Annotated in this window: 25 protein-coding genes and 1 pseudogene; 10 read left to right on the top strand and 16 right to left on the bottom strand. The window is 70.7% G+C overall.

Translation table 11 applies throughout. From position 1 onward, the window contains the following. Positions 1 to 33: 33 nt before the first annotated feature. The 4 genes from WBK31_RS25700 to WBK31_RS25685 are packed head-to-tail and all read right to left on the bottom strand — an operon-like array spanning position 34 to position 2,309. Entirely contained in the window at positions 34 to 603 is a 570-nt protein-coding gene (locus tag WBK31_RS25700; protein ID WP_378787141.1) for a DUF5941 domain-containing protein, read from the bottom strand. Then, positions 585 to 752 carry a hypothetical protein gene (locus WBK31_RS25695; protein ID WP_378787142.1) on the bottom strand — a complete coding sequence of 56 codons (168 nt, stop codon included), beginning with the start codon at positions 750 to 752 and terminating at the stop codon, positions 585 to 587. Before WBK31_RS25695 ends, WBK31_RS25700 begins: the two co-directional genes overlap by 19 nt. Next, the gene (locus WBK31_RS25690) at positions 749 to 901 is read right to left on the bottom strand and encodes a hypothetical protein (protein WP_406673304.1); all 153 of its coding nucleotides are present in this window, start codon (positions 899 to 901) and stop codon (positions 749 to 751) included. The genes WBK31_RS25695 and WBK31_RS25690 overlap by 4 nt, the downstream gene beginning before the upstream one ends. Position 902: 1 nt before the next feature. Continuing rightward, positions 903 to 2,309, bottom strand: a complete 1,407-nt coding sequence (locus tag WBK31_RS25685; protein ID WP_406673303.1) for a CDP-alcohol phosphatidyltransferase family protein — start codon at positions 2,307 to 2,309, stop codon at positions 903 to 905. A gap of 151 nt (positions 2,310 to 2,460) precedes the next feature. On the opposite strand from WBK31_RS25685, the pseudogene recO reads away from it, so the two are divergent. Both recO and WBK31_RS25675 read left to right on the top strand, forming a co-directional pair. Continuing rightward, positions 2,461 to 3,196, top strand: a pseudogene (recO, locus tag WBK31_RS25680) (DNA repair protein RecO). Next, complete coding sequence (locus WBK31_RS25675; protein WP_378787145.1) at positions 3,193 to 3,966, top strand: isoprenyl transferase; 774 nt, start codon at positions 3,193 to 3,195, stop codon at positions 3,964 to 3,966. The pseudogene recO and the gene WBK31_RS25675 overlap by 4 nt, the downstream one beginning before the upstream one ends. A 41-nt stretch (positions 3,967 to 4,007) precedes the next feature. On the opposite strand, the gene WBK31_RS25670 is transcribed toward WBK31_RS25675, so the two are convergent. The 3 genes from WBK31_RS25670 to WBK31_RS25660 all read right to left on the bottom strand — a co-directional run bounded on the left by WBK31_RS25670 (position 4,008) and on the right by WBK31_RS25660 (position 6,244). Continuing rightward, positions 4,008 to 4,541, bottom strand: a complete 534-nt coding sequence (locus tag WBK31_RS25670; RefSeq protein WP_364056861.1) for a hypothetical protein — start codon at positions 4,539 to 4,541, stop codon at positions 4,008 to 4,010. Beyond that, positions 4,538 to 5,659: a helix-turn-helix domain-containing protein gene (locus WBK31_RS25665; RefSeq protein ID WP_406673302.1), complete on the bottom strand. Its 1,122-nt coding sequence runs from the start codon at positions 5,657 to 5,659 to the stop codon at positions 4,538 to 4,540. The genes WBK31_RS25670 and WBK31_RS25665 overlap by 4 nt, the downstream gene beginning before the upstream one ends. A 66-nt stretch (positions 5,660 to 5,725) precedes the next feature. Continuing rightward, entirely contained in the window at positions 5,726 to 6,244 is a 519-nt protein-coding gene (locus tag WBK31_RS25660; protein ID WP_364056855.1) for a CGNR zinc finger domain-containing protein, read from the bottom strand. Positions 6,245 to 6,366: 122 nt separating this feature from the next. Here WBK31_RS25660 and WBK31_RS25655 point away from each other — a divergent pair, with 122 nt between their 5' ends. Further along, positions 6,367 to 7,287 carry a DMT family transporter gene (locus WBK31_RS25655; RefSeq protein ID WP_406673301.1) on the top strand — a complete coding sequence of 307 codons (921 nt, stop codon included), beginning with the start codon at positions 6,367 to 6,369 and terminating at the stop codon, positions 7,285 to 7,287. Here WBK31_RS25655 and WBK31_RS25650 read toward each other — a convergent pair. The 9 genes from WBK31_RS25650 to WBK31_RS25610 form a co-directional block, all read right to left on the bottom strand. Further along, complete coding sequence (locus WBK31_RS25650; protein WP_364056849.1) at positions 7,274 to 7,663, bottom strand: transcriptional repressor; 390 nt, start codon at positions 7,661 to 7,663, stop codon at positions 7,274 to 7,276. The two genes, WBK31_RS25655 and WBK31_RS25650, sit on opposite strands and share 14 nt — an antisense overlap. Beyond that, positions 7,660 to 8,532 carry a metal ABC transporter permease gene (locus WBK31_RS25645; RefSeq protein WP_406675529.1) on the bottom strand — a complete coding sequence of 291 codons (873 nt, stop codon included), beginning with the start codon at positions 8,530 to 8,532 and terminating at the stop codon, positions 7,660 to 7,662. The genes WBK31_RS25650 and WBK31_RS25645 overlap by 4 nt, the downstream gene beginning before the upstream one ends. Continuing rightward, the gene (locus WBK31_RS25640; protein WP_378787147.1) at positions 8,532 to 9,311 is read right to left on the bottom strand and encodes a metal ABC transporter ATP-binding protein; all 780 of its coding nucleotides are present in this window, start codon (positions 9,309 to 9,311) and stop codon (positions 8,532 to 8,534) included. The genes WBK31_RS25645 and WBK31_RS25640 overlap by 1 nt, the downstream gene beginning before the upstream one ends. Continuing rightward, on the bottom strand, positions 9,308 to 10,237 hold the full coding sequence (locus WBK31_RS25635; RefSeq protein ID WP_364056843.1) for a metal ABC transporter substrate-binding protein: 930 nt from the start codon (positions 10,235 to 10,237) through the stop codon (positions 9,308 to 9,310). The genes WBK31_RS25640 and WBK31_RS25635 overlap by 4 nt, the downstream gene beginning before the upstream one ends. Positions 10,238 to 10,883: 646 nt before the next feature. Then, a complete protein-coding gene (gene fdhD / locus WBK31_RS25630; RefSeq protein WP_364056840.1) occupies positions 10,884 to 11,756 on the bottom strand; it encodes a formate dehydrogenase accessory sulfurtransferase FdhD in 873 nt (290 codons plus the stop codon). Then, positions 11,749 to 12,591 carry a 2Fe-2S iron-sulfur cluster-binding protein gene (locus WBK31_RS25625; protein ID WP_364056837.1) on the bottom strand — a complete coding sequence of 281 codons (843 nt, stop codon included), beginning with the start codon at positions 12,589 to 12,591 and terminating at the stop codon, positions 11,749 to 11,751. The genes fdhD and WBK31_RS25625 overlap by 8 nt, the downstream gene beginning before the upstream one ends. Next, positions 12,588 to 14,447 carry an NAD(P)H-dependent oxidoreductase subunit E gene (locus WBK31_RS25620; protein ID WP_364056834.1) on the bottom strand — a complete coding sequence of 620 codons (1,860 nt, stop codon included), beginning with the start codon at positions 14,445 to 14,447 and terminating at the stop codon, positions 12,588 to 12,590. Before WBK31_RS25620 ends, WBK31_RS25625 begins: the two co-directional genes overlap by 4 nt. 4 nt (positions 14,448 to 14,451) lie before the next feature. Further along, positions 14,452 to 16,353 carry a molybdopterin oxidoreductase family protein gene (locus WBK31_RS25615; protein WP_406673300.1) on the bottom strand — a complete coding sequence of 634 codons (1,902 nt, stop codon included), beginning with the start codon at positions 16,351 to 16,353 and terminating at the stop codon, positions 14,452 to 14,454. Positions 16,354 to 16,391: 38 nt separating this feature from the next. Next, entirely contained in the window at positions 16,392 to 17,369 is a 978-nt protein-coding gene (locus tag WBK31_RS25610; protein WP_406673299.1) for a 2-dehydropantoate 2-reductase, read from the bottom strand. A gap of 211 nt (positions 17,370 to 17,580) precedes the next feature. Between WBK31_RS25610 and WBK31_RS25605 the strand changes: the two genes are divergently transcribed. From WBK31_RS25605 to WBK31_RS25575, 7 genes are all read left to right on the top strand, one after another. After that, entirely contained in the window at positions 17,581 to 18,786 is a 1,206-nt protein-coding gene (locus WBK31_RS25605; RefSeq protein WP_406673298.1) for a molybdopterin molybdotransferase MoeA, read from the top strand. 99 nt (positions 18,787 to 18,885) lie between these two features. Continuing rightward, positions 18,886 to 20,556 carry a thiamine pyrophosphate-binding protein gene (locus WBK31_RS25600; RefSeq protein ID WP_406673297.1) on the top strand — a complete coding sequence of 557 codons (1,671 nt, stop codon included), beginning with the start codon at positions 18,886 to 18,888 and terminating at the stop codon, positions 20,554 to 20,556. Positions 20,557 to 20,569: 13 nt separating this feature from the next. Further along, positions 20,570 to 21,793, top strand: a complete 1,224-nt coding sequence (gene frc / locus WBK31_RS25595) for a formyl-CoA transferase (protein WP_378787153.1) — start codon at positions 20,570 to 20,572, stop codon at positions 21,791 to 21,793. Further along, positions 21,793 to 23,907, top strand: coding sequence for an acetate--CoA ligase family protein (locus WBK31_RS25590; RefSeq protein ID WP_406673296.1), 2,115 nt, complete (start codon positions 21,793 to 21,795; stop codon positions 23,905 to 23,907). Before frc ends, WBK31_RS25590 begins: the two co-directional genes overlap by 1 nt. Positions 23,908 to 24,071: 164 nt before the next feature. After that, complete coding sequence (locus tag WBK31_RS25585; protein WP_364056813.1) at positions 24,072 to 25,478, top strand: Nramp family divalent metal transporter; 1,407 nt, start codon at positions 24,072 to 24,074, stop codon at positions 25,476 to 25,478. Next, entirely contained in the window at positions 25,478 to 25,966 is a 489-nt protein-coding gene (locus WBK31_RS25580; protein WP_378787155.1) for a hypothetical protein, read from the top strand. Before WBK31_RS25585 ends, WBK31_RS25580 begins: the two co-directional genes overlap by 1 nt. Then, the gene (locus WBK31_RS25575; protein WP_364056809.1) at positions 25,963 to 26,955 is read left to right on the top strand and encodes a TerC family protein; all 993 of its coding nucleotides are present in this window, start codon (positions 25,963 to 25,965) and stop codon (positions 26,953 to 26,955) included. The genes WBK31_RS25580 and WBK31_RS25575 overlap by 4 nt, the downstream gene beginning before the upstream one ends. Positions 26,956 to 26,985 lie beyond the last annotated feature (30 nt).

Raw genomic sequence — 26,985 nt, 5'->3', positions numbered from 1 at the left:
AGGAAAGAGCGCGAGACGGCGGGCGGCGACGGGTCAGCCCCGCTCCGCCTCTCCCGTGGCCCGCTCAAGGGCTTCTTCAGGGGATGCCTCCAGGTCCTGCTCTGCGTCGGCACTGGCCTGGGCGGACGCCTTGTCCAGGCGCACCCAGCTCGTCACGCTCTCCACCGCGAACAGCACGAACAAGTACGCCGTCAGCACCGCGAGCACCGGCGTCACCGCGCCGAACGCGGCGCCGAGACCGATGATCACCAGCCGCAGCTCCCAGCCGAGCCCCGCCCGGAAGACCCAGGCGGGCGGCCAGATGCTCTGGCGGGTGCGGTAGACGGTGTCGTAGGTGTGGTAGCCGATGACGTAGACCAGCACGAACAGCAGCCACTTCGGCGCGTCGGCGGTCAGGCCGATGGCGATGATGGTGAAGAACTCCGCGCCGCGCACCAGCGGCGGGGTCAGCCAGTCGAAGCGGCCCAGGTGGTCGCGCGACGCCGTGGGCAGCACGAGCACCAGCACGATCGCCACGGGCAGCAGCAGGATGGGACCCGGCTCGAGCAGCCCCGCGACCGTGACGGCGACCACGGCCAGCAGGGCTACGAGCGTGGCGGGCACAGGAGGCAGGCCGGCCCGATCCTGCTGGACAGGGCGTAGGCGAGCGGGCCGTCGTCCCGGTAGGCGACGAGGCGGGCGGTCTGGATGCGGCGGCGCTCCTCGTCGGGATCCGGCGTGGGGGTGGCCATGGCCTGCGGGTGGGTGATCATACGAGCGACCTCATGAGGCGTCCGGTGAGGGTGTAGGCGGCGGCGACGCAACCCCAGACCACCAGCGTGATGAAGGTGATCCGGGCGTCGAAGAGGGCGGCGGTGATCGCGATGGCCGCGAAGCGCTCGCCGATGGGGAAGACGATCATCTTACGCGCCCAGTGGATGACTCGGTACTTGCCAGGCCTTGGTCCACATCTTGAGCACGCCCCGGACACCCTGCTTCCGCTCCTCCCTGCGGAGGCTGAGCGCCTGCCGCAGCTCGCGGTCGTCGGGGGCGTCGAGGGGGATCGAGGGAAGCGGGGCCTTCGGCTTGCGGCGGCGGGCGGCGCCGAAGGAGAAGTCGAGCAGGTGGCGTACGGACTGCAGGGCGATCGCCGCGAGGGCCAGCACCCAGATCTCCTCGCCGTGGCCCGAGACCACGTAGCCGATGGCCAGGCCGGCGAACACCACGTACTCTTTGAACCGGTCGAACGTGGCGTCGAGCCACGCACCCAGCACGCCGAACTTGCGGGCGTACCGGGCGAGCTGGCCGTCGACGCAGTCGAAGACGAAGGCGAAGTAGATCAGCACGCCGCCCGCCACCATCCACGGCCGGTCGCCGGTCGCGAAACAGGCGGCGGCCGCCACGCCGAGCGAGATGGAGATCAGCGTGACCTGGTTGGGGGTCAGGCCGCGCCGGGCCGCCCAGCGGGCGATGTAGCGGGAGTAGGTGGAGACGAAGAACGTGGTGAAGAAGCCGTCGGCGCCCTTGACCGCGTTCTTCAGCCTGGAGCGGTCTTCGTCCATGCCGGCCATCTCGGCGGCGGCCTCGTTGGCCTCCTCCTGGGTGGTGATCCGGCGGTAGAACAGGTCGCGGCGGCCGCGGATGCCGACCGACACGCCGTTGCGCACGAGGCCGAAGACGATGAGCTGCACCAGGTCGTCGTCGTCACCGAACCGGTCGGCCATGGCGGCCAGCTCGCGGCAGGTCTGCGCGAGCACCGGCGCGTTGCGGGCGCTGATGTGCAGCGGGCCGAGCACCACGCCGTTGGGCCTGGTCACGGCATGGTTCGCGGTGCCGACCGAGACGATGCGCGACTTGCCGATGCGCACGCGCACCGGGAGCCCCTCGAGGCGGTTGTAGCCGATCTCCGGCTCCGCCTCGTCGATGGGGATGCGGTCTCCAGGGCCTTCTTCCTCGTGCTCGGACTCGGGCACCTCGAGCCCGACGTCCTGGCCGTTGTCCTCCGTCACCCTGATGCGCGGCTCTTTCGCGACGAGCGCCAGCGCACCGCGCTTGGACTTGGTGATCTGGTAGATCAGCTCGTCGTGGACGACCGAGTTCTCCGGGATGATGAAAAGGCTCTCCGTTGCTGACTCGGCGACGTCGGCCACGGCGCGCAGAGCGGCGGCCACATCGCCCGTTGGGACCTTCGCGTAACGCGGGTCCATCGATGTGAGCTGGCCGTGCAGGCGCTCGGAGACGGTCGGATTACCGGGCAGCGCGGCCAGCCTCAGGCCGGTCGGAGAGATGTCGGGGCCGGGCGATGCGCCCAGCAGGACCACGCGGGTCATGACTCCCTTTCGAGGCGGTAGCGGGGGGTTGAACAACGGGTAATGCGGGGACAGGCGTCAAAGTCTAGTGAGAGTGACGCAAAGTCGCGTCACCAGAGCATGACCGTAACGTCTCGTCCGTCGGTATACAGGTCGGCCGTAAGATGTGCGAGTGAGTCTCTACCGTGACGAAGGCGTGGTTCTGCGCACTCAGAAGCTCGGTGAGGCCGACCGCATCGTCACCATCCTGGCCAAGCGCACCGGCAAGATCCGCGCGGTGGCCAAGGGGGTCCGTCGCACGACCTCACGCTTCGGAGCGCGGCTGGAGCCGTTCACGCACGTCGACCTGCAGCTTCACACCGGCCGCACGCTCGACGTCGTCACCCAGGCCGAGACGATCAGACCTTACGGAGAGGCGCTGGCCGCCGACTATCCCCGCTACACCGCCGGCAGCGCGATGCTGGAGACCGCCGACCGGCTGACGCACGGGGAGAAGGAGCCGGCGCTGCGGCAGTTCCTGCTGCTCGTGGGCGGGCTGCGCACCCTCGCCGACCGCGGGCACGAGGCCCGGCTGGTGCTCGACGCCTACTTCCTGCGCTCCCTGGCCGTGGCCGGCTGACGCGCCCGCGCTCGACGCGTGTGCCAAATGCCAGGCGCCGGCGATCAGGGCGTTCGCCATCGTCGCAGGTGGCGTGGTGTGCGGGGCGTGCAAGCCGGCCGGCGCGGCGGTGCCCGCGAGCGAGACGATCGGCCTCATGTCGGCGCTGCTGCGCGGCGACTGGGCCACCGCCGACGCATCGGAGCCGCGCCATCGCAGCGAGTGCAGCGGCCTGGTCGCCGCATATCTGCAATGGCACCTCGAACACGGAATACGCTCTCTCCGACACGTCGAAAGGGAGCCTGCGTGAACGTACGACCACCGTCCCCGCACCCGTCGGGGGCGACGCCGCCGCCCATCCCGCGAGAGCTGGTGCCCCAGCACGTCGCCATCGTCATGGACGGCAACGGCCGCTGGGCCAAGGCCCGCGGCCTGCCCCGCACCGAGGGCCACAAGGCGGGCGAATCCTCGCTCTTCGACGTCATCGAAGGCGCCCTTGAGCTGGGCATCCCTTACCTGAGCGCGTACGCCTTCTCCACCGAGAACTGGAAGCGCTCGCCCGACGAGGTCCGCTTCCTCATGGGCTTCAACCGCGACGTCATCAGGCGGCGGCGCGACGAGCTGCACGCCATGGGCGTACGCGTGCGGTGGGCCGGTCGCCCCGGGCGGCTGTGGAAGAGCGTCATCTCCGAGCTGCAGACCGCCGAGGAGATGACGAAGGACAACTCCCAGCTCACATTGCAATTCTGTGTCAATTACGGCGGGCAGGCCGAGATCGTCGACGCCGCGCTCAAGCTCGCCCAGGACATCGCCGCCGGCCGGGTCAAGCCGCAGCGGGTCAACGAGAAGGTCTTCGCCCGCTACCTCGACGAGCCCGAGATCCCGCCGGTCGACCTCTTCCTGCGCTCGTCGGGCGAGCAGCGCATCTCCAACTTCCTGCTCTGGCAGTCGGCGTACGCCGAGATGGTCTTCCTCGACCGGCTCTGGCCCGACTTCGACCGGCGCGACCTGTGGGAGGCCTGCGAGATCTTCGCCAAGCGCGACCGCCGCTACGGCGGCGCCGTGCCCAACCCGGTCTGAGACCCGCCTGCGGGGGCGGCGTCTTGCCGCCCTCCCGTCGCTCACAGATGCGCCTGGTGCGGCGGCACGCGAAGCTTCCTTCCCCGGGCTCGCATGAGGCAGAGAAGCTCATAGCCGTCGCTCCGGGTGCAGCAGCCGTCGCTGATCCCCTCGCTGATCAGGTCGGCCGTGTCCCGCGCGGTGATCCCGACGCGCCGGGCGTAGTCGAGAGCGTCGCGGTCGTCGGTGATCCAGCAGGAGCCGGCGTACTCCTTCCAGTTGCGGATGACGTGGCACGTCTGGGCTTCCCCGAGATGCTTCAGCGGTTCGCTGCCAGAGCCGCCGAATACGGCGCGCCGGATGCGCTCCACCTGGTCGGCCTCCTGGGGATCGTCGATCTCGATGGGAGCGCCGAGCCAGCCTTCGGCCGGCAGCTTTTCCAGAGCGGGGTAGAAGCGGGCGGAGCGCTCTGCCTCGTAGGCGATCGCCTCCGTCCAGCGGCCGCGGCCGCGGAGGATGCGCTGGAGGAGCGGCAGGCCGTCCACCGAGGCGAAGTTGCACAGCACCGTGTTGTCGGGGAACCAGTACCAGGTCATGGCTGGAGTGGGGAGCCCTCTGCCATGCCGGTGATGGCCTGCCGCAACGTGTCGGTGTCGGAGCCGATCAGGTTGGCGAAGGGACGCAGCGTCGCCTTGCCCTCGGCGTAGGCCTGGAACGTCGTGCGGACGAGTGGCCCCGGCAGCCGTGGCCGCGAGGCGAGCTGGATCCACTCGCCGAGGGCCTCGACAGCGCCGGCCTTCCACGCCGCGTCCCAGGCGGTCAGCGCCCGCAACGAGTCACATTGGCTCTTGTCGATGAGCTGGAGGTTGAACAGCTGCCACGCGAGGGTGCTGGGCGAGACCCACAGCTCGCAGGCCAGCCGGGCGAGCTCGTCCACCGACCTGCTCGTCCGCCGGACCCTGTCGTGCAGCATCTCGGCCGGCAGGAGCAGCTCGGCGGCGAAGGCGTTCGCCCGTCTCTCGGAGGGTTCGCGCCGGTGGTCGGCGGCGTGGATGTCGACGTCGAGATGGAGCCCTTGATCGTCGCCCGCGAGGAGATGGCCGAGCTCGTGGGCGATGGTGAAGCGCTGCCGGGCCGGCACCTCAGACGTGGCCACCACCATGAGCGCGGTGTTGGCGTCGGACCAGGACAGCCCGTCGAAGCCAGGGGCCAGCCGGTGAACGCGGACGTCAACGCCGAAGGCGGCCTCGACCGCGCCGGCGAGATCCTGGCATCGCCACAGCTCGTAGCCTTTGGCCGCGGCAAGCGCCGTGGCCTGGGTGGCGAGATCACGGCCCTGGCGTACAGACGGCCGCGACAAGCCGCCCGTCTCGAACCGCGGGATTTCCTGCCGGTATCCGAGGAAGGCGAGGTCGGCACGGAGCTGCGCCAGGCGCTCAGCCTCCTTGACGGCTGCGTCGGCCGATGTGGGCCGGTCTGTCGCGGCGCGGGCCGAGGTGGCGGGGGTGGGCTCGGACATGCCGAGCAGCCAGTCGACCGACACGCCGCACAGGTCGGCGATCCTCGCGAGGTCGAGCGAGGTGAATCTGCGAACGCCCGACAGCGACTTGGACATCTTCGGAGCGTCCAGTCCCGCCTTCGCCGCGAACTCGGCCTGAGTGAGGCCGCTCTGCTCGATCAGCTGGCGGACGCGTGCTGCGGTTTCCCCGGCCATGCGAGCAGCCTATGCAGCCGTTGCGAAAATCGCAACGGCGACGTCGTGCGCATGGTCGAGCGGGGCTCAGGCGCGGCGGCGGGCGCGGTAGGCGGCCACGTGCATCCGGTTGCCGCAGGTGCGGCTGTCGCAGTAGACGCGTGAGCGATTGCGCGACTCGTCCACGAAGACGCGGTCGCAGTCGGGGGCGGCGCAGGTGCGCAGGCGTTCGGCCTCGCCCTCGACGAGCAGGTGCGCCAGCGCGACGCCGCAGTCGGCGGCCAGGTGCTCGGCCAGGCCGGCGTCGACGGCGTGATAGTGGACGTGCAGGGGGTGGCCGTCGTGCTCGGTCAGGCGCGGCGTGATGCGGGTCTCGGAGAGCAACGCGTTGAGCGTCTGCACGGCCGTGGGCTGGTCGGGGGCGGTGAAGACGCGGTGGAACACCTCGCGCAGCGAGCGGACCTGGCTGAGGTCCTTGTGGGTGATCCGGTCTATGCCGCTGATCTCGCGCGCCTCCACGAGCTTTTGCAGGTCGCTCAAGTCGGCCAGTCCTTCCTCGCCGCCGGTGGCGGGCGAGGTGTTGACCAGCTCGACAACGGTGGCCAATGCATGCAGCATGTCATGGCCAAACGGCATGTTGACTCCTGTCCGCGCCGGGTTCTAGCGTGGTCGCAGCGTATCTCCTATACGGGACTGCGGGGGTTTCGGTGAGCGCACATCGCCGTATCGTGCTGATCGCGATCGCCGGAGCGCTCATCATCTCCACCTCGGCCCCCTTGGTCCGGCTTTCTGAGGTCTCGCCCGCCACCTCGGCGTTATTCCGTTGTGCGTACGCCGTACCTCCCATGCTGCTCCTCGCCTGGCGTGAACGGCGCAGGCTGGGGCCGCTGCCGCGCAGGGCGCTGCCCGCGGCCTGGGCGGCGGGCGTGGCGTTCGCGTTCGACCTGCTGTTCTGGCACCACGCGATCGATTACGTGGGCGCGGGCCTGGCGACCGTGCTGGGGAACCTTCAGGTGTTCCTCGTGGCGTTCGCGGCGTGGGGGTTCTTCGGCGAGCGGCCGTCCACCCGGCTCATGGTCGGCACGCCGGTCGTCTTCGCCGGGGTGGTGCTCATCTCCGGGGTGCTCGACAGCGCCGCCTACGGCAGCGACCCGCTCATGGGCGTGCTCGCGGGGCTTGCGACGTCGGTGTCGTACGCCGTCTTCCTGCTGCTGATGAAGAGCGCCGGGCCCGAGCGGGCGGCCGGGCCGCTGGCGCACGCGACCGTGGTGGCCACGATCGGCATCGCGGTGCTCAGCCCGGTGTTCGGCGGCGCCGATCCGGTGCCCACCTGGCCGGGGCACGGGTGGCTGCTGCTGCTCGCGCTGGGGCCGCAGGTGCTGGGCTGGTCGCTGATCACGTACTCGCTGCCGCGCCAGCCGGCCGCGCTGACCGCGCTGCTGCTGCTCGTCCAGCCCATGACGACGATGGCGATCGGCGCGCTCGCGCTGGGCGAGCGCCCGTCGGCGCTACAGCTCGCCGGATGCGCGGTGATCGTTCTAGGAGTCCTGTACGGCTCCCGCGGCGGCCCGCCCCAGGAGACGCGTGAAGGGACGCAGGAGCACGTGGAGGAGGCCGGGACCGGCGGGGCGCCGGTCAGCCCGTCTTGACCTCCGCCGAGCAGGTCGAGCAGGTGCCGAAGACCTCGACCGTGTGCGTGACCTCGGTGAAGCCGTGCTCGCTGCCCACCATCTCGGCCCACCGCTCGACGGCGGGACCGGCCACCTCGACCGTGTGGCCGCAGCGGCGGCACACCAGATGGTGGTGGTGGGTGTCGGTGGCGCAGGCGCGGTAGACGGACTCGCCGTCGTCGTTGCGCAGCACGTCGACCTTGCCGCCGTCGGCCAGAGCCTGGAGCGCACGGTAGACGGTGGTCAGCCCGATCTTGGCGCCGTGCAGGCGCATCTCGGCATAGACGTCCTGCGCGCTGCGGAACCCCTCGCTCTTGCGCAGGGTGTCATGCACGGCATCGCGTCTCGTCGTCATGCGACCTCCTCGATGCGCAGCTTTGGCCGCTCGCTCACTGTCGACTCCTGGGTACGCCCTCGACGTACGAATTTACCGACCCCGAGCGCCAGGACGAAGCCGGCGAGCGCAAGAAGCACGATCGCGGCCCCCGGCGGCACCTTCGCCGAGTAGGTGGAGGCGAGCAGGCCGCCCACGGAGGCGAGCACCCCGAACAGCATGGCCAGCCCCATCGTGCTGCGGAATCCGCGGGTGAGCTGCTGGCTGGTCGCCACGGGGATCACCATGAGGGCGCTGACGAGCAGCAGCCCGACCACGCGCATGGCGATGACCACGGTGAGCGCGGCGGTGACGGCGATGAGCATGCTGAGGAACCGCACGGGCAGGCCGCTCGCCTTGGCCATCTCCTCGTCCTGGCAGAGCACGAACAGCTCCCTGCCGAAGATCGCCACGACCGCCAGCACGGCGGCGGCGAGCGCGCCTACGACCCAGATGTCCTCCACGGTGACGCTCGCGATGGCGCCGAACAGGTAGGAGTTGAGCTTGGCGTTGCTGCCGCCGGGCGCGATGGCCATGAGCATGACGCCGCCCGCGATGCCGCCGTAGAACATCAGCGCGAGCGCCACGTCGCCGCTGGTGCGGCCGCGCGCCCTGACCAGCTCGATGGCGACGGCCCCGGCGATCGACACGATGACGGCGGTGAGCACGGGCGCGCTGCCGGTCAGGAAGCCCAGCGCGACGCCGGTCAGCGCGATGTGGCCGACGCCGTCGCCGAGCAGCGCCAGCCGGCGCTGCACGATGAACGTGCCCACGGCGGGCGCGCACAGCCCCACCACCAGCGCCGCGATGAGCGCGAGCTGGAAGAGCCGCTCCTGCAGAAGTTCGAAGATCACCTTGGTTCCCCTTGCCACCCGGTCAGCGGGCCGCCCGCGGGTTCGGCGGCGTGCGGGTGCTGGTGCTCGTGTCCGGGGCGCGCGCAGTCGCCCTCGGGGCGCGGCGGCGGGCCGTCGTGGGCGACCCGGCCGTCGCGGATCACCACGCCGCGCGTGATGATCGGCTCGAGCGGGCCCAGCTCGTGGGCCACCAGGACGACCGTCTTGCCGTCGCGTACCAGCCCGGCCAGGGTGTCGGCGAGCAGCTGCTGCGTCTCGGCGTCCACGCCTGCGGTGGGCTCGTCCATCACGTACGTGTCGGGCTCCCCGGCCAGCGCGCGGGCGATGAGCACCCGCTGCTGCTGCCCGCCCGACAGCGACTGGACGGGGTCGCCCGCCCGGTCGGTCAGGCGCACCGACTCCAGGGCGCTCGCCACGGCCTCCTTGTCGGCCGCGCTGGTCCTGCGCAGCCGGCGCTGCCTGGCGATGCGGCCCGAGGCGACCACCTCGCGTACGGTCGCGGGCACGCCCCCGCCCACCTGGAGGCGCTGCGGCACGTAGCCGATGCGCCACCAGTCACGGAACCTGGCCGGCGGGGTGCCGTACATCAGCGTCGTGCCGCCGGTCAGCGGCGTCAGGCCGAGCAGCGCGCGGACCAGCGTCGACTTGCCCGAGCCGTTGGCGCCCAGCAGGGCCACGACCTCCCCGGGACGGACGGTCAGGTCGATCCCGCGAAGGACGGGCTTGCCATCGTAGGAGACCCGGCCGTCGGTCATCGCGAAGGCCGTTTCGCTCATGACGTACACCCCAGTGCTGTTTGTAGGGTTTTGAGGTTATCGCGCATGGCCGAGACGTAGTCGCCCGAGGGCTTGCTCTCCAGCGGGTCGAGCACCGCCGTCTTCGCGCCGACCTCGTCGGCCAGCACTTCGGCCACCTTCGGGCTGACCAGGGACTCGGTGAAGATCGTGGTGACGCCCTCGGCCTTGGCCAGCTTGCCGACCTCCGACAGCCGGGTGGGAGAGGGCTCGGTCTCCGGGTCGAGCGTGATGCCGACCTGCTTGAGGTGGTAGCGGTCGGCGAGGTAGCCGAACGCCTCGTGCGCGGTCACCAGCGTCTTGGTCGTGCACGTGGCGAGGCCCTTGGCGAACTCCTGGTCGAGGGCGTTCAGTGCGGCGGCGGTCTTGGCGGCCCGGTCCTTATAGCCCTGGGCGTGCGCGGGGTCGGCCGTGGCCAGGCGCTCGCCGAGCTTGGTGGCGACCGTGGCCAGGCGGGCCGGGTCGAGCCAGATGTGCGGGTCGTACGCGACCTCGTGCTCGTGCTCCTCCTCCGAGTGGCCGTCCTCCTCGGAGTGCTCACCCGCGGGGATCGTGGAGACGGCGGTGGCGGCGTCGAAGCTCGTCTCGGGGTCCACCGCGTCGTCCACGGCCGGCTGGATGCCCTTGACGTAGACGGTGAGCGCGGCGTTCTTGATCTGGGTGACCTGGGGGATGCCCAGCTCGAGGTCGTGCGGCTCGACGCCGGGCGCGGTCAGCACGCTCACCTGCGCGTCGGACCCTCCCACCTGCTCGCTCAGCCACTGCAGCGGATAGAAGGCGGCGACCACTTCGGTCTTGCCGCTCCCGGAGCCGGTCTCGGCGGTGCCGGAACCGCAGGCAGTGGTGGTGAGCAGCGCGGACGCGGCCAGCAGGCCGACAGCCCACGACCGGGAAAATCCTGACATCATGGGAGTCAGTATTGCCAAAATGAAAATGATTGTCAAAGTCTCCTGAGTCGGGGCGCTCGGTGACCAGCGACGTCAACCACCCCAACCCCGCCCTCATTCCCCTGGTGCCGGGGTTCGGGGGTTGGGGCGGGGTGCGCGAGGGCGAGGCCGCGACGTCGGTTGGCGCGGTCGGCGCACCTGCCCGCTGCCCGGTGTGCGGTCCATGGGCGAGGGGATGGCCAGGGGCGAGGGGAGTGCGGCGATCAGACCCGCGAGGGAGCCGCCGCCGTCCGGAGGAGCGGCGGGAGCGTAGCGACCAGAGCGGGGGAGGACGGTGGCGTCAAGAGCGAGCGAGCCGCCGCACGGAGTGCGGCAAATCAGACCCGCGAGGGAGCCGCCGTCGTCTGGAGGAGCGGCGGGAGCGTAGCGACCAGAGCGGGGGAGGACGGTGGCGTCAAGAGCGAGCGAGCCGCCGCACGGAGTGCGGCAAATCAGACCCGCGAGGGAGCCGCCGTCGTCTGGAGGAGCGGCGGGAGCGTAGCGACCAGAGCGGGGGAGGACGGTGGCGTCAAGAGCGAGCGAGCCGCCGCACGGAGTGCGGCAAATCAAACAGGGCTGCCGCACGACTCCGCTGGGGGCCCGGCGGGTCGTGCGGCATCCCGTTTCATCACCCCGGTGGGAGTGCGCCGGCAGAGCCGTTGCCGGCGCCCGAGGTGACGCTTTCACGGGCGCTCAGCCGGTGTTCACCCGTGTAGACGTTCATCGAGTTCCCGCGCAGGAACCCGATGAGCGTCAGTCCCTCGTCGGCGGCCAGCTCGACGGCGAGCGAGGAGGGCGCCGAGACCGCGGCGAGCACCGGCACCCCGCCCATGACGGCTTTCTGCACCAGCTCGAACGACGCCCGCCCGGACACCATGAGCACGGTGCCGCGCAGCGGCAGCCGTCCTTCGCGCAGCGCCCAGCCGAGCAGTTTGTCGACGGCGTTGTGCCGGCCGACGTCTTCGCGTACGCACAGCGGCTCGCCGTCGGCCGTGAACAGGCCGGCCGCGTGCAGGCCCCCGGTCCTGTCGAAGACCCGCTGGGCGGCGCGGAGCCGGTCCGGCAGGCTCGCGACAGTCGTCTGCGCCAGCTCGACCGGGTCATCGCCCGCGTTCCAGCGTGCCACTGTGCGTACGGCCTCGAGCGACGCCTTTCCGCAGACGCCGCACGAGGAGGTGGTGTAGAAGTTGCGCGGCTCGGGTTCGGGTACGCCGGGGGCGAGCCGCACGTCGAGGACGTTGTAGGTGTTCTGCCCGTCGACGGTGGCCCCGGCGCAGTAGCGGATGGTGGAGATGTCGTCAGGCGAGGCGACGGCTCCCTCGCTGACGAGGAAGCCGGCCGCCAGGTCGAAGTCGTCGCCGGGCGTGCGCATGGTGACGGTGAGCGGGGTGCCGTTCAGCCGGATCTCCAGCGGCTCTTCGGCGGCCAGCGCGTCGACCTTGCGTACCCGGGCGGCGTCCTTCACCCGCAGGATGCGCCGTTTGACGGTGACCCTAGACATAGCCGTACCCGAAGCGGCCCTTGACGCAGAGGTTGCCCTTCGTGACGGGGTTGTCGTGCGGCGACGTCACCTTGACGATCTTGTTGTCCTGGACGTGCAGGGTGAGGTTGCAGCCGACGCCGCAGTAGCTGCAGATGGTGGTGGTCTGGGTCTGGCGGGATTCGTCCCAGGTGCCTTCCGCGCGCATGTCGTACTCGGTCTTGAACGACAGCGCCCCGGTGGGGCAGACCTCGACGCAGTTGCCGCAGTAGACGCAGGCCGAGTCGGTGAGCGGGGCGTCGAACTCGGTGGAGATCTCGGCCTCGAAGCCGCGCCCCGCGACGGAGATGGCGAAGGAGTTCTGCCACTGGTCGCCGCAGGCGTCCACGCACTTGTAGCAGAGGATGCATTTGCTGTAGTCGCGGACGTACAGGTCGTTGTCGATCTTCGCGGGCTGCTCGACGGTGGCGGCGTCGTCGCCGAACCTGGCGGGGTCGGCGCCGTACTGCTCGGTCCATTCGGCGGCGCGCGGCGTGGTGGACAGGTCGACGGAGGAGCCGAGCAGTTCCAGCACGACCTTGCGGCTCTGCCGGGCGCGCTCGGTGTCGGTGCCGACCTTCATGCCGGGCTCGGCCTTCCTGGAGCAGGCGGGCGCGAGCGTGCGCGCGCCCTCCACCTCCACGACGCAGACCCGGCAGGCGTTCTTCGGGGTGAGGGTGTCGCCGTAGCAGAGGGTGGGGACGTCCTTGCCCGCCGCCTGGCAGGCGTCGAGGATCGTGGAGCCCTCCGGCACGCGTACGGTCTCACCGTCGATCTCGACGTCGATGAGCCGGCGGGGCGGCTGGAGCGGGATCATGTGAACACTCCCAGACGGTCGATGGCCGATTCGACGGCGTTCCAGGCGGTCTGCCCGAGGCCGCAGATGGAGGCGTCGCGCATGGTCTGCCCGACCTCGCGCAGCAGCACCAGGTCGGGGTCGTCGTCGCCGCGCGGCCGGTTCGGATCGACGCGGCGGGCGAGGCGCCGCAGGGCCTCCTCCTGCCGTACGGTGCCGACCCGGCAGGGCACGCACTGCCCGCAGGACTCGTGGCGGAAGAACGCAGCGATGCGCAGCAGCAGCGCCTTGAGATCGACGCTGTCGTCGATGACGAGCACCACGCCGGAGCCGAGGGTGGCGCCCGCGTTCCTGGTGCCTTCGAAGGTGAGCGGGATGTCGAGGTCGGTGACGAACGCCCCGGCGGCCCCGCCGAGCAGCACGGCCCTGATGGTGCCGGTGGTGCCGGCCATGTCGAGCAGCTCGCGCAGGGTGGCGCCGAAGGTCAGCTCGTACACGCCGGGCCGCTCGACCGCGCCGGAGACGCAGAAGAGCTTGGGCTCGGCCGCCGCGTACGCCTGCGCGCCGCGCTCCAGGATCGGCAGCACGTTGACCAGCGTCTCGACGTTGTTGACCACGGTGGGCTTGCCGAACAGGCCCTTCTCCACGGGGAAGGGCGGCTTGCTGCGGGGCTCGCCGCGCCGCCCCTCGATGGAGTTGAAGATCGCGGTCTCCTCGCCGCAGATGTACGCGCCCGCGCCCCTGCGCAGCTCGATGTCGAACGACAGCCCCTTGCCGAGGATGTCGTCGCCGAGCAGCCCGCGCGAGCGCGCGGTGGCGATGGCGTGCTGCAGCCGCGCGGTCGCCCTCGGGTACTCGCCCCTGATGTAGAGGTAGCCCCTGGTGCAGCCGGTGGCGTACGCGGCGATCGTCATCGCCTCGATGAGCGCGTACGGGTCGCCCTCCATCACGACCCGGTCCTTGAACGTGCCGGGCTCGCTCTCGTCGGCGTTGCACACCAGGTAGTGGGGGTGGTCGGGCTGGCGGGCGGTGGCCTCCCACTTGCGCCCCGTGGGGAAGGCCGCGCCACCCCTGCCGACCAGGCCGGACTCCAGCACCTCGCGGATCACCCCGGTGGGGCCGAGCTCGAAGGCGCGGCGCAGCGCGGTGTAGCCGCCGGCCGCCCGGTAGTCGTCGAGGCTGGCCGGATCGACCTGCCCGATCCTGCGCAGCAGCACGAGGTCCGGGTCGCCGGCCTGCGGCACGGCCTTCTCGACGGGGGTCTCGCCGGCGACGTGGACGGCGGGCGCGTGGCCGTTGGAGCCGGGCGTGGTGCCGGTGACCGTGGTGCCGGTGATGGTGGTGCCGGTGATGGTGGTGATCGTGCCGGGGGTGGCGGGGGCGTACACCTCGGCCCGGTGCGGCACGCCGGCCTCCAGGGCGAGCGCGGCGGGGGCCCGCTCGCACAGGCCGAGGCAGGGGCTCTCGTGCCAGTCCGTGCCGGGCGGGCCGAAGCGCTCTTGCACCCGGTCGCGTACGGCCTGCGCGCCCCTGGCCTGGCAGGCCAGGTCGGTGCAGACGTGCAGCACCCGCTTGGGCCGCTCCTTGACGGAGAACAGCGAGTAGAAGGTGGCCACCCCGTACGCCTCGGACGGCGGGATGGTCAGGCGCCGGCAGATGTAGTCGAGCGCGCCCTCGCTGATCCACCCGACGCGGTCGTTGACCGCGTGCAGGGCGGGCAGCAGCATGTCGCGGGCGTCCTCGGGCCGGACGGCGACCCGCAGGTCGGTCTCGGTACGGGTGCCGCCGGTCCACGCGGTGGGCGGCGGTCCGAGCAGGTCGTCGACCGCCGCGCGCTCTTCGTCGGTGGGCTTGGCGTCGCGGAATCTCAGGTCCATCTGCTCACCCGGCCTTGACGAGCTTCTCGACCCTGACCGCGGCCGCCTTGAACTCCGCCGTGCCCGCGATCGGGTCGGTGGCCTCGATGGTCAGGGAGTTGGTGTCCACCTCGTCGGGGAAGTGGAACGTCATGAACACCAGCCCCGGCCTCAGCCCGGGGTCGATGTGCACGGGGGCGACCACGGAGGCGCGCCGCGAGGTGATCCGCACCTCCTCGCCCTGGACGACGCCGAGCTTCTCGGCGTCCTCGGGGCACAGCTCGATGGTCTCGCCGCGGCGCAGCGGCGAGGGGAAGCCGGAGGACTGCACGCCGGTGTTGTACGAGTCGAGCCGCCGCCCGGTGGTCAGCCGCAGCGGGTACTCCTCGTCCACCAGGTCGACCGGCGGCGAGTGGCGCAGTACCGCGAACGGCGCGGGGTCGCCCCGCTTGGCCGGGTCGGTCTCCCACAGCCTGCCGTGCAGGTAGGGCGGCTCCAGGGAGTCCTCCGACGGGCACGGCCACTGGATGCCCTGGTGCTCTTCCAGCCGCTGGTACGTCATGCCGCGGTGGATGGGCGACAGGGAGCGCAGCTCGTTCCAGACCTCTTCGGCGCTGTCGTAGTGCCAGTCGTGGCCGAGCCTGCGGGCGATCTCGCAGACGATCCAGATGTCGTCGCGGGCCTCGCCCGGCGGGTCGAGCGCCTTGCGCACCCGCTGGACGCGGCGCTCGCTGTTGGTGAACGTGCCCTCGGCTTCGCACCAGGCGGCGCTGGCGGGCAGCACGACGTCGGCCATCTGGGCGGTCTTGGTGAGGAAGATGTCCTGGACGACCAGGTGATCGAGCATGGACAGGCGCTTGATGCAGGCGAGCGAGTCGGCCTCGGACTGAACCGGGTTCTCGCCGATCATGTAGCAGGTGGTGACCTTGCCCTCGCCCATGGCCTCCAGCATCTGGGTGAGGTGGTAGCCGTAGCGGGGCTGGACGGGGCGGCCCCAGGCGGCCTCGAAGCGCTCGCGTACGGCGGGGTCGAGGATGTCCTGGAAGCCGGGCAGGCGGTTGGGGATGGCGCCCATGTCGCCGCCGCCCTGCACGTTGTTCTGGCCGCGCAGGGGGGACAGGCCGGAGCCGTAGCGGCCGACGTGGCCGGTGAGCAGGGCCAGGTTGATCAGTGCGCGGACGTTGTCGGTCGCGTTGTGGTGCTCGGTGATGCCGAGCGTCCAGCACAGCTGGGCGCGGTCGGCGCGGGCGTAGGCGTGGGCCAGCTCGCGGATGGCGCCGGCGGGCACGCCGGTGACCTGCTCGGCCGCTGACAGCGTCCAGGGCTCGACGGACGCGGCGAACTCCTCGAAGCCGACGGTGGCCCGTTCGATGAACGCCTTGTTGTGCAGACCCGCGTGGATGATCTCGCGGGCGATGGCGTGCGCGAGGGGGATGTCGGTGCCGACGTTGAGCCCGAGCCAGAGGTCGGCCCACTGGGCGGTGCCGGTGCGGCGCGGGTCGACGGCGAACATCCTGGCGCCCTTGCGGATGCCCTTGAGCACGTGCTGGAAGAAGATGGGGTGGGCGTTGCGGGCCGCCGAACCCCACATCACGATCACGTCGGTGTCCTCGACCTCCTGGTAGGAGGAGGTGCCGCCGCCGCTGCCGAACACCGCCGACAGGCCGGCCACGCTCGGGGCGTGGCAGGTGCGGTTGCAGGAGTCCACGTTGTTGGTCCCGACGACCACGCGGGTGAACTTCTGCCCGATGTAGTTCATCTCGTTGGTGGAGCGGGCGCAGGACAGCATCGCGAAGCTGTCGGGGCCGTGACGTTCTATGTTGCGGCGGAAGCCCTCGGCTGCCGCCTCCAGCGCCTCCTCCCACGACGCCTTGCGCAGCACGCCGTTTTCGCGTACCAGTGGATGGGTCAGGCGGTCATATCCCATGATCCCTCCATTCTGTATACAATCTACGGTATTCCGGGCTACTCCGCACGGACAAGGTTCTCGTTCAACAGGTCGCTCACCGCGTGGATCGCCCTCAGGGTCGGCACCTCCGCTCCTGTCAGATCGGCCAGCTCGACCACCGCGGCCAGCAGCACGTCGAGTTCCAGCGGCTTGCCCTTCTCCAGGTCCTGGAGGGTGGACGTCTTGTGCTCGCCCGCCTTCTCCGCCCCGCGCAGGCGGCGCTCGATCGAGATCCCCGGATCGCAGCCCACCCGCCGGGCCACCTCCACGGTCTCCCGCATCATGGCCACGACCAGCTCTCTCGCGCCGTCATGGCGGCAGATCCCGGCCATCGTCGCCCGGGCCAGCGCGCTGATGGGGTTGAAGGCGATGTTCCCCATCAGCTTGATCCATACGTCCTTGCGCAGGTCGCGCTCCACCGGGCACTTCAGCCCGCCCGCGACGGCGGCCCGGCTGAAGGACAGGCACCGCTCCGACAGCCGGCCGTCCGGCTCGCCGATGGAGAAACGGGTGCCTTCGAGATGGCGGATCACGCCCGGTTCGGCGATCTCCGTCGCGGCGTAGACCACGCAGCCGATGGCGCGCTCCAGGGGCAGCGCGGCCGACACCGCGCCGCCCGGGTCGACGCTCTCGATGCGGTAGCCCTCGTACGGGCCCTTGAGCCCGTGGAAGTACCACCACGGGATGCCGTTCTGCGCGGCGATGATGCTGGTCGTCTCGTGCAGGAGCGGGCGGATCATGGGGCCGGCCGAGGCGTAGCCGTTGGCCTTGAGCCCGAGGAAGACGTGGTCCACCGGGCCGACCTCCGCGGGGTCGCCGGTGGCATGGGGATGGGCGGTGAAGTCGCCTCTGGGGGAGAGCACCCGCACACCGGCGCGGCGTATCGCCTCGAGGTGGGCGCCTCGGGCGATGAGGTGCACCTCGACTCCCGCCCTGTGGAGGGCGGCCCCCACGTATGCGCCGATGGCGCCGGCGCCAAGAACAGCGACCTTCATGCTGCGCTCCGTTCTCGCGTCGGATTGTAAGCACGGAGCCCCGTGGCAGCGGCAGTCGCTAAAAGGCGACCCGGCCGTAAGTACGGGGGCCCCGTGCTTGCGGCGGGATCGCTGGACACTCCCCACCGTGCATTCGGTATACAGTATGGAAAAACGAGGGTCAAGGAGTGTGCCTGTGACCGTTTTGTGGCATGGATCAGTGGTGGAAGCGATGACATGGCCCGCGGCACGGGCCCTCGCGGCGAGTGCGGCATGCCCTTCGAAGCCCTCGGCGGTGCCTCTTGGAGAGGCCCTCGGCTGCCGGCTGGCGGTGCCGTTGCGCGCGCTGGTCGCGGTGCCGGGCGCGGACGTCTCGGCGATGGACGGGTACGCGGTCGCGGGCGCCGGACCCTGGCGCGTGGTGGGGCGGGTGCTGGCCGGAGGAGCGCCGTACGCGGGCGAGCTGCGGGCGGGGGAGGCCGTCGAGGTCGCCACCGGCGCGCCGGTGCCGGCCGGCGCGGAGGCGGTGATGCCGTACGAGCACGCGGACCTGTCCCGGAGCGGAGTGATCGGCGGGCCCGTCGTGCCGGGCAAGCACATCAGGCGCAGGGGCGAGGACATCTCCGAAGGCGCCGTCGTGCTGGCCGCCGGGACGGTGGTGACGCCGGTGACGCTCGGGCTGGCCGCCGCGCTCGGCCACGACGTGCTGGAGGTGCGCCCCCGCCCGGGTGTCGCGGTGCTGGTCACGGGCGACGAAGTGGTGGACGCCGGGCTGCCCGCGCCCGGCCGGGTGCGCGACGCGATCGGGCCGTTCCTGCCGGGTCTCGTCGAGTGGGCGGGCGGCCGGGTCACCGGGACGGTCCGCCTGCCCGACGGCCCGGCCCCGCTGCGCGCCGCGCTCGCCGGTGCGCCGGGCGGATGGGCGGAGCCGGGGGCCGGGACGCCGGGCGGGGGCTCCCAAGGCGGCGAGTCCCCAGGCGGGCCGGACGTGGTGGTCGTGTGCGGGGCGTCGTCGAAGGGGCCTGCCGACCACCTGCGCGCGGTGCTGGCGGAGCTGGGCGCGGACGTGCTCGTGGACGGCGTCGCCGTACGCCCCGGGCACCCGCAGCTCCTGGCCAGGCTGGCCGACGGCCGGCTCGTGGTGGGCCTGCCCGGCAACCCGTTCGCGGCCCTGGCCGCCGCCATGACGCTGCTCGTCCCGATCCTGCGCGAGCTGACCTGCTCGCCCGCGCCTGCGCAGACGAGCGCGCTGTCCGGCGAGGTGCGCCCGCACCCGCGCGACACCCGGCTGGTGCCGGTCAGGCGGTCGGGGCGGGGCGCGGTCCCGGTGGGGCATGACCGGCCGGGTTCGCTGTGGGGCGCGGCGCTGGCGGACGCGCTGGCCGTGGTGCCGCCGGGGTGGTCCGGCGAACAGGTCGAGCTGATCGAGTTGCCCTAGGGGCCTAGACACGCCCTTCCGGAGAGAGTAACCATTGCGTTCATACGGTATGCAGTATGCGGAAGACAGCGAGGCTCGTCGCCAGGAAAGGGTTGCACGATGTCGGAAACGATCTCCGGTGGTCATCTCGTAGCCAAGGCGCTCAAGGCCGAGGGCGTGGACGTGATCTACACGCTCTGCGGCGGCCACATCATCGATATCTACGACGGCTGTGTCGATGAGGGCATCGAGGTCATCGACGTACGACACGAGCAGGTGGCCGCACACGCAGCCGACGGCTACGCGCGCATCACCGGCAAGCCCGGCTGCGCGGTCGTGACCGCCGGGCCGGGCACCACCGACGCGGTGACCGGCGTGGCCAACGCCTTCCGCGCGGAGAGCCCGATGCTGCTCATCGGCGGCCAGGGAGCGCTGAGCCAGCACAAGATGGGCTCACTGCAGGACCTCCCGCACGTGGACATGATGAGCCCGATCACCAAGTTCGCGGCGACGGTCCCCGGCACCGAGCGGGTGGCCGACATGGTCTCCATGGCCTTCCGCGAGTGCTACCACGGCGCTCCGGGGCCGTCGTTCCTGGAGATCCCGCGCGACGTGCTCGACGCGAAGGTGCCGCTGGAGAAGGCGCGCATCCCCAAGCCCGGCCACTACCGCGCCTCCACCCGCCAGCAGGGCGACCCCGAGGCCATCGAGCGGCTGGCCGACATGATCGCGCACGCCGAGAAGCCGTGCATCCTGCTCGGCAGCCAGATCTGGACGTGCCGGGCCACCGACGCGGCCATCGACTTCGTCAGGACGCTGAACATCCCGGCGTACATGAACGGCTCGGGCCGCGGCACGCTGCCGCCCGGCGACCCGCACCACTTCCAGCTCAGCCGCCGCTACGCCTTCACCGAGGCCGACCTCATCATCATCGTCGGCACCCCGTTCGACTTCCGCATGGGCTACGGCAAGCGCCTGTCGCCGGCGGCCAAGGTCGTGCAGATCGACCTCGACTACCGCACCGTCGGCAAGAACCGCGACATCGACCTCGGCATCGTCGGCGACGCCGGCCTCATCCTGTCGGCCGTCGCGCAGGCCGCGAGCGGCCGCATCGACAACAGCGCCGCCCGCCGCAAGGAGTGGATGGACGAGCTGCGCACCGTCGAGACCCAGGCGTACGAGAAGCGGCTGCCCCGCCAGCTCTCCGGCGCCAGGCCCATCGACCCCTACCGCCTGGTCCACGAGATCAACGAGTTCCTCACCGAGGACACGATCTACATCGGCGACGGCGGCGACATCGTCACCTTCTCCGGCCAGGTCGTCCAGCCCAAGTCGCCCGGCCACTGGATGGACCCGGGCCCGCTGGGCACGCTCGGCGTCGGCATGGCCTTCGCGATGGCGGCCAAGCAGGCCCGCCGCGACAAGGAGGTGCTGTGCCTCTTCGGCGACGGCGCCTTCAGCCTCACCGGCTGGGACTTCGAGACCATGGTCCGCTTCGACCTGCCGTTCATCGGCGTCATCGGCAACAACTCCTCGATGAACCAGATCAGGTACGGCCAGGCCGCCAAGTACGGCCAGGACCGCGCCCGCGTCGGCAACACGCTGGGCGACGTCCGCTACGGCGAGTTCGCCAAGCTGCTCGGCGGCTACGGCGAGGAGGTCCGCGACCCCGCCGAGATCCGGCCGGCGCTGGAGCGGGCCCGCGAGTCCGGCAAGCCCTCGCTCATCAACGTCTGGGTCGACCCAGAGGTCTACGCCCCCGGAACCATGAACCAGACCATGTACAAGTAGGGAAACGGTGCAGATGACGGCTCTCGAAGGTGTCCGCGTCCTTGACATGACCCATGTCCAGTCGGGCCCGTCGGCCACCCAGATGCTCGCGTGGCTGGGCGCCGACGTGATCAAGCTGGAGGCCCCGACCGGCGACATCACCCGGCAGCAGCTTCGCGACGTACCCGGCGTCGACAGCCTCTACTTCACGATGCTGAACTGCAACAAGCGCAGCATCACGCTCAACATGAAGACCGAGCGTGGCAAGGAGATCTTCACCGAGCTGGTGAAGCGCGCCGACATCCTGGTGGAGAACTTCGGCCCCGGGGCGGTGGACCGCATGGGCTTCCCCTGGGAGCGCCTCCAGGAGCTGAACCCGCGCCTCATCTACGCCTCGATCAAGGGCTTCGGCCCCGGCCGTTACGCCAAGTTCAAGGCGTACGAGGTGATCGCGCAGGCGATGGGCGGCTCGATGAGCACGACCGGTTTCGAGGACGGCCCGCCGCTGGCCACCGGCGCCCAGATCGGCGACTCGGGCACCGGCATCCACGCGGTCGCCGGCATCCTCGCCGCCCTCTACCAGCGCAACCAGACCGGTCGCGGCCAGCGGGTGCAGGTGGCCATGCAGCACGCCGTGCTGAACCTGTGCCGGGTGAAGCTGCGCGACCAGCAGCGCCTGGCGCACGGGCCACTGCGCGAGTACCCGAACAAGACGTTCGGCGACGAGGTGCCGCGCTCGGGCAACGCCAGCGGCGGCGGCCAGCCCGGCTGGGCGGTGCGCTGCGCGCCCGGCGGCCCGAACGACTACATCTACGTCATCGTCCAGCCGGTCGGCTGGAAGCCGATCGCGCACATCATCGGCCGTCCCGAGCTGGCCGACGACCCCGAGTGGGCGACGCCGGAGGCCCGGCTGCCCAAGCTGGACAAGATGTTCCAGCTCATCGAGGAGTGGACGATCCGCCACGACAAGTGGACGGTGCTCGACCGGCTCAACGCCGAGAACATCCCGTGCGGCCCGATCCTGTCCACCAAGGAGCTGGTGGAGGACCAGAGCCTGCGCGAGGAGGGCATCGTCGTCACCGTCGATCACCCCGAGCGCGGCGAGTTCGTCACCGTGGGCAGCCCGCTGCAGCTCTCCGACTCGCCGGTCGAGGTCCGCACCCCGCCGCTGCTCGGCGAGCACAACCAGGAGATCTACGGCGAGCTCGGCGTGAGCCCCGAAGAGCTGGCCGAACTCAAGACGAACGGAGTCATCTAGTGCCTGCCAGGGACGTCATCGACAAGGCGCTGGCCGAAGGGCGTACGGCCCTGACGGCGCCGGAGGGCAGGAAGCTGTGCCAGGCGTACGGCATCGCCACCCCCGGCGAGGGCCTGGCCACCTCGGCCGACGAGGCCGCCCGGCTGGCCGGGGAGATCGGGTTCCCGGTCGTACTGAAGATCGTCTCCCCCGACATCCTGCACAAGACGGACGCCGGCGGCGTGCTGGTCGGCCTGAAGAGCGCCGACGAGGTGCGCGAGGGCTACGAGAAGATCCTCGCGAGCGCCCGCGCCTACAACCCGGACGCGAGGATCGACGGCGTCCAGGTGCAGCAGCTCGTGGGCGGCGGACACGAGGTCATCGTCGGCGCCGTCACCGACCCCACCTTCGGCAAGGTCGTGGCCTTCGGCCTGGGCGGCGTGCTCGTCGAGGTGCTCAAGGACGTGACCTTCCGGCTCGCCCCGGTCTCGGGCGATGATGCGCTGAAGATGCTGGACGACCTCAGAGCGGCCGACGTGCTCAAGGGCGCGCGCGGGGCCGAGCCCGCCGACCGCCGGGCGCTGGCCGAGCTGATCGAGCGGGTCGGCCGGCTGGTCACCGACATCCCCGAGATCGTCGAGGTGGACCTCAACCCGGTCTTCGCCGACGCGAACGGCGCCGTGGCCGCCGACGTGCGCATCCTCATCGGGCAGCCGGCGCCCGAGGCCGAGCGCCTGCCGCGCGAGGAGATCCTGCGGCAGATGAACCGCATCTTCAAGCCGCGCTCGGTCGCCGTCATCGGCGCCTCCGCCGAGACCGGCAAGATCGGCAACTCGGTCATGCGCAACCTCATCAACGGCGGCTACCAGGGGCGGATCTATCCGATCAACCCCAAGGCCGACGAGATCATGGGGCTCACGGCGTACAAGAGCATCGGCGACGTGCCGGGCGACGTGGACGTGGCCGTCTTCGCCATTCCCGCCAAGTTCGTGGCCGCCGCGCTGGAGGAGGCCGGCCAGAAGGGCGTCGCCGGCGCGGTGATGATCCCGTCGGGGTTCGCCGAGACCGGCAACGTGGAGGGCCAGAAGGAGATCGTCGAGATCGCCCGCAGGCACGGCGTGCGCATGCTCGGCCCCAACATCTACGGCTACTACTACACGCCGGAGAACCTCTGCGCGACCTTCTGCACGCCGTACGACGTGCGCGGCAGCGTGGCGCTGACCTCGCAGAGCGGCGGGATCGGCATGGCCATCCTGGGCTTCAGCCGCACCACCAAGATGGGCGTGTCGGCGATCGTCGGCGTCGGCAACAAGGCCGACGTGGACGAGGACGACCTGCTCACCTTCTTCGAGCAGGACGACAACACCCAGGCCGTGGCCATGCACCTGGAGGACCTCAAGGACGGGCGCGGCTTCGTCGAGGCCGCCCGCCGCGTGGTCAAGCAGAAGCCGATCATCGTGCTCAAGGCCGGGCGCACCGCCATGGGCGCGCGGGCCGCGGGCTCGCACACCGGCGCGCTGGCCGGCGACGACAAGGTCTACGACGACATCCTGCGCCAGGCCGGCGTGGTACGCGCGCCCGGGCTGAACGACATGCTGGAGTACGCCCGCGCGCTGCCGATCCTGCCGGCGCCCAAGGGCGAGAACGTCGTCATCATCACCGGCGCGGGCGGCTCCGGCGTGCTGCTGTCCGACGCCATCGTGGACGCCGGGCTGACCCTCATGGACATCCCCGACGACCTGGACGCGGCGTTCCGCGCCTACATCCCGCCGTTCGGAGCGGCGGGCAACCCCATCGACATCACCGGCGGCGAACCGCCCTCGACCTACGAGAACACGGTGCGGCTCGGCCTGTCCGACGAGCGCATCCACGCGCTGGTCCTGGGCTACTGGCACACGATCGTGACGCCGCCGATGGTCTTCGCCGAGCTGATCGCCCGCGTGGTGGCCGAGGAGCGGGCGAAGGGCAACATCAAGCCGGTCGTGGCGTCACTGGCCGGCGACACCGAGGTTGAGGAGGCCAGCGAGTACCTGTTCGAGCGCGGCGTGGTCGCGTACCCGTACACGACGGAGAAGCCCGTGGCGGTCCTCGGTGCGAAGTACCGCTGGGCCAGGGCGGCCGGGCTGCTGGGCTAAGAGCCGAGCCGCAGCAGTACCAGGCGAGGGGGCAATTCGGGGCGCAGAGGAAGGCAACAAACCCCCCAGGAGGTCCGTAGGTGGACACATCGAACAGACCACCGGCGACGGCCACGCCGCCGGTCGAGGATCGACGAGTATGGAAAGCGGGCCGGCTGGCGCCGATGCCCATCAGGAAGCTCCCCGACGCGCCTCCCTCGGTGCACCTCATCGGGCCGACGGTGTTCCTCGTCGCGCTCGGCGTGGGCATGGGCGAGTCGTACATGTGGCCCCGGCTGGTGCTGCTGTTCGGGCCCGAGATCAGGTGGCTGTTCCTGATCGGCGTCACGCTCCAGGCCGTGGTCATGCTGGAGATGGCCCGCTACGCCATGGCCACGGGGGAGAGCATCTTCTCCGGCGCGGCCAGGGTGTTCAAGCCGCTGATGTGGTTCTTCTTCGTGGTGGCCATCGCCGTCTACATCTGGCCCGGCCACCTGTCCGCAGGCGCGGCGGCGTTCGAGGAGATCACCGGAATCCCCTGGGTGGTGACCGCGATCGCCGGGCTGGTCCTCGTCGGCGTGGTCTTCACCCTCGCCAAGGTGATCTACAACCTGCTGGAGAACGTGCTCTCCCTGCTGATCGGGGCGCTCGTGCTCGGCACGGCCGTGGTCGCGGCCATGGTCGGCTCCTGGGGAGACGTGGTGTCCACGATCACCGGCATGTTCTCCTTCGGCTACCTGCCTCCTGAGGCCATGACGGCCACCTGGTTCCCCGTCATCGTCGGCGCCTGCGCCTTCGCCGGCCCCTCGGGCATGCAGCAGATGTGGTACACGCTGCACCTGCGTGACTCAGGGGCCGGCATGGGCGTGCACCAGCCGAAGGTGGTCGGGCTGCGCCACGCCGGCGCCCAGGAGGAGCAGGAGAGCCGCGGGTACATGTTCGACACCTCCGACCCGGCCGAGATGGCCAAGTGGAAGGGCTGGCGGCGCTGGGTCACCTTCGACGCGCTGCTGCTCTTCTGGGGCATCACCATGCTGGTCACCATCTCCTTCACGGTGATCGCCCAGGCGGCGGTACGGATCGACCCGGCCGTGCGCTCGGCGCTCATGGCCGACGACCGTGAGGTGGCGCTGACCGCGATGGCCAACGCCGTCTCCTCGGCGGGCAGCTCGGTGCTCGGGGTCGTGTTCCTCGGGTTCATCGCCCTGATCGGCCTCAACGCGACGCTGGGCCTGTTCGACTCGTTCTCGCGCGGCCAGGCCGACATGACCTACCACTTCATTCCCGGTGCCAAGAAGCTGGGCATGTCCCGCCTGTACGGCATCTTCCTCTGGGGCGTGATCATCTTCGGGATCCTGATCCTGCTGTTCGGCCCCGCCGACGGTCCCAGCGGGATCCTGGACACGCTGGCGTTCCTGTCGACGTTCGCGATGGGCGCGTACTGCGTCACCCTGCTTCTGGTGAACAACCGCATGCTGCCCAAACCGATCAGGCCCAAGTGGTGGGCGAACGCGATCATCGGGCTGGGCGCGGTGTTCTACCTGGGCATGCTCTTCTACAGCCTGTTCGCCTACGGCGTGGTCGTGGGCTGATGACCGGTCGGCACAGTTTCGAGCTCGCCCTGCCAGGGGCGTCGATCGGAGCCGTCGCCGGAGCCATGGCCGGTGGGCTGATCCTGCTCGCGGGACAGCCCATCGGGATGGCCGCGCTGTCGGCCCTGGCGCTCGCCGCACCGCTCGCCTTCTTCGGCGGCATGTACGGCGTGCTCCTGGCCCACCGCGTGTTCCGGCCGGGCACGTTCGGGCCCGTCGGCCTCTACTGGATGGTGGCCTTTCCCCTCTCGCGCCTGCTGCAGGAGAGCGTGGCCGGGGCCGGCATGGCCGACGGTGTGCCGCTGTTCCTGGCGTACCAGGCGATGATCAGCCTCGGTTTCGCGATCGGCTTCCTGTGGATGCACGAGCGGCTCATGCCGCACTGGCTGGTCCGGGTGGCCGGCGGCAACCCCGCCGCCAAGGAGCTGCTCGACCAGTACATCCGTTACGCCCGGATGATGCAGGCGAGGAAGGGAGCGCGTAGGTGAACCTGCCCTTGTGGATCTGGCTGGCCACGATCGGCGGTTTCTGCGTCGTACTCGCCGTCGACTTCTACCTCGTCGCCCGGAACCCGCACGAGCCCTCGTTCACGGAGTGCGTGGCCTGGGTGAGCTTCTACGTCGGCCTGGCGGTGGCCTTCGGGGCAGGGCTGCTTCTGCTGTCGGGCCCGTCGCACGGCGGCGAGTTCTTCGCCGGGTGGATCACCGAGTACTCGCTCAGCGTGGACAACCTCTTCGTCTTCCTGCTGATCATGAGCCGCTTCCGGGTGCCCAGGGAGTACCGCCAGAAGGTGCTGCTCATCGGCATCGTGCTGGCGCTGATCCTGCGGGGCGGCTTCATCGCGGCCGGCGCGGAGGCGGTGTCGAGGTTCGACTGGCTCTTCTACGTCTTCGGCGCCTTCCTCGTCTACACGGCGTGGAAGCTGATGGGCGAGGAGGACGAGGAGGCGGAGTTCTCCGAGAACGTCGCGCTGCGCACGGTGCGCCGGGTGCTGCCGACCACGGACACCTACTACGGGGCCCGCCTGACCGTGCACCTCGGCCGCAGGATGGTGACCCCGATGCTGATCGTCATGGTCGCCATCGGGACCACCGACCTGCTGTTCGCGCTGGACTCCATCCCGGCCATCTTCGGGCTGACGAAGGAGCCGTACCTGGTCTTCACCGCCAACGCCTTCGCCCTCATGGGGCTGCGCCAGCTCTTCTTCCTGATCGGAGGACTGCTGAACCGGCTGGTCTACCTCAGCAAGGGCCTGTCGGTCGTGCTGGCCTTCATCGGGGTGAAGCTGATCCTGGAGGCCCTGCACCACGACGGGGTTTCGTGGGCGCCGGAGATCCCGATCCTGGTGTCACTCGGGGTCATCGTCGGCACTCTCGCCGTGACGACGGTGCTCAGCCTGATCAAGTCGGCACGCGATGCCAAGGCGGAGAAGGCGAAGCAATCGGAGGAGGAGCCGGAGCCGGCCGCGGAACGCTGATCCGCGCCGGACGCGGGGGCGGAGGCCGCT

The organism is Nonomuraea sp. N2-4H, assembly GCF_045291505.1.
Classification (GTDB): domain Bacteria; phylum Actinomycetota; class Actinomycetes; order Streptosporangiales; family Streptosporangiaceae; genus Nonomuraea; species Nonomuraea fastidiosa.
This window is presented reverse-complemented; position numbering and strand designations above follow the sequence as displayed.

What these genes read in the sequence shown, in the direction of transcription:
- WBK31_RS25695 (WP_378787142.1), bottom strand. Translation starts at nt 752, where the DNA reads ATGATCACCCACCCGCAGGCCATGGCCACCCCCACGCCGGATCCCGAC.
- WBK31_RS25690 (WP_406673304.1), bottom strand. Translation starts at nt 901, where the DNA reads ATGATCGTCTTCCCCATCGGCGAGCGCTTCGCGGCCATCGCGATCACC.
- WBK31_RS25685 (WP_406673303.1), bottom strand. Translation starts at nt 2,309, where the DNA reads ATGACCCGCGTGGTCCTGCTGGGCGCATCGCCCGGCCCCGACATCTCT.
- WBK31_RS25670 (WP_364056861.1), bottom strand. Translation starts at nt 4,541, where the DNA reads ATGACCTGGTACTGGTTCCCCGACAACACGGTGCTGTGCAACTTCGCC.
- WBK31_RS25665 (WP_406673302.1), bottom strand. Translation starts at nt 5,659, where the DNA reads ATGGCCGGGGAAACCGCAGCACGCGTCCGCCAGCTGATCGAGCAGAGC.
- WBK31_RS25650 (WP_364056849.1), bottom strand. Translation starts at nt 7,663, where the DNA reads ATGACGACGAGACGCGATGCCGTGCATGACACCCTGCGCAAGAGCGAG.
- WBK31_RS25640 (WP_378787147.1), bottom strand. Translation starts at nt 9,311, where the DNA reads ATGAGCGAAACGGCCTTCGCGATGACCGACGGCCGGGTCTCCTACGAT.
- WBK31_RS25635 (WP_364056843.1), bottom strand. Translation starts at nt 10,237, where the DNA reads ATGATGTCAGGATTTTCCCGGTCGTGGGCTGTCGGCCTGCTGGCCGCG.
- fdhD (WP_364056840.1), bottom strand. Translation starts at nt 11,756, where the DNA reads ATGTCTAGGGTCACCGTCAAACGGCGCATCCTGCGGGTGAAGGACGCC.
- WBK31_RS25625 (WP_364056837.1), bottom strand. Translation starts at nt 12,591, where the DNA reads ATGATCCCGCTCCAGCCGCCCCGCCGGCTCATCGACGTCGAGATCGAC.
- WBK31_RS25620 (WP_364056834.1), bottom strand. Translation starts at nt 14,447, where the DNA reads ATGGACCTGAGATTCCGCGACGCCAAGCCCACCGACGAAGAGCGCGCG.
- WBK31_RS25615 (WP_406673300.1), bottom strand. Translation starts at nt 16,353, where the DNA reads ATGGGATATGACCGCCTGACCCATCCACTGGTACGCGAAAACGGCGTG.
- WBK31_RS25610 (WP_406673299.1), bottom strand. Translation starts at nt 17,369, where the DNA reads ATGAAGGTCGCTGTTCTTGGCGCCGGCGCCATCGGCGCATACGTGGGG.
- WBK31_RS25605 (WP_406673298.1), top strand. Translation starts at nt 17,581, where the DNA reads ATGACATGGCCCGCGGCACGGGCCCTCGCGGCGAGTGCGGCATGCCCT.
- WBK31_RS25600 (WP_406673297.1), top strand. Translation starts at nt 18,886, where the DNA reads ATGTCGGAAACGATCTCCGGTGGTCATCTCGTAGCCAAGGCGCTCAAG.
- frc (WP_378787153.1), top strand. Translation starts at nt 20,570, where the DNA reads ATGACGGCTCTCGAAGGTGTCCGCGTCCTTGACATGACCCATGTCCAG.
- WBK31_RS25585 (WP_364056813.1), top strand. Translation starts at nt 24,072, where the DNA reads ATGCCCATCAGGAAGCTCCCCGACGCGCCTCCCTCGGTGCACCTCATC.
- WBK31_RS25580 (WP_378787155.1), top strand. Translation starts at nt 25,478, where the DNA reads ATGACCGGTCGGCACAGTTTCGAGCTCGCCCTGCCAGGGGCGTCGATC.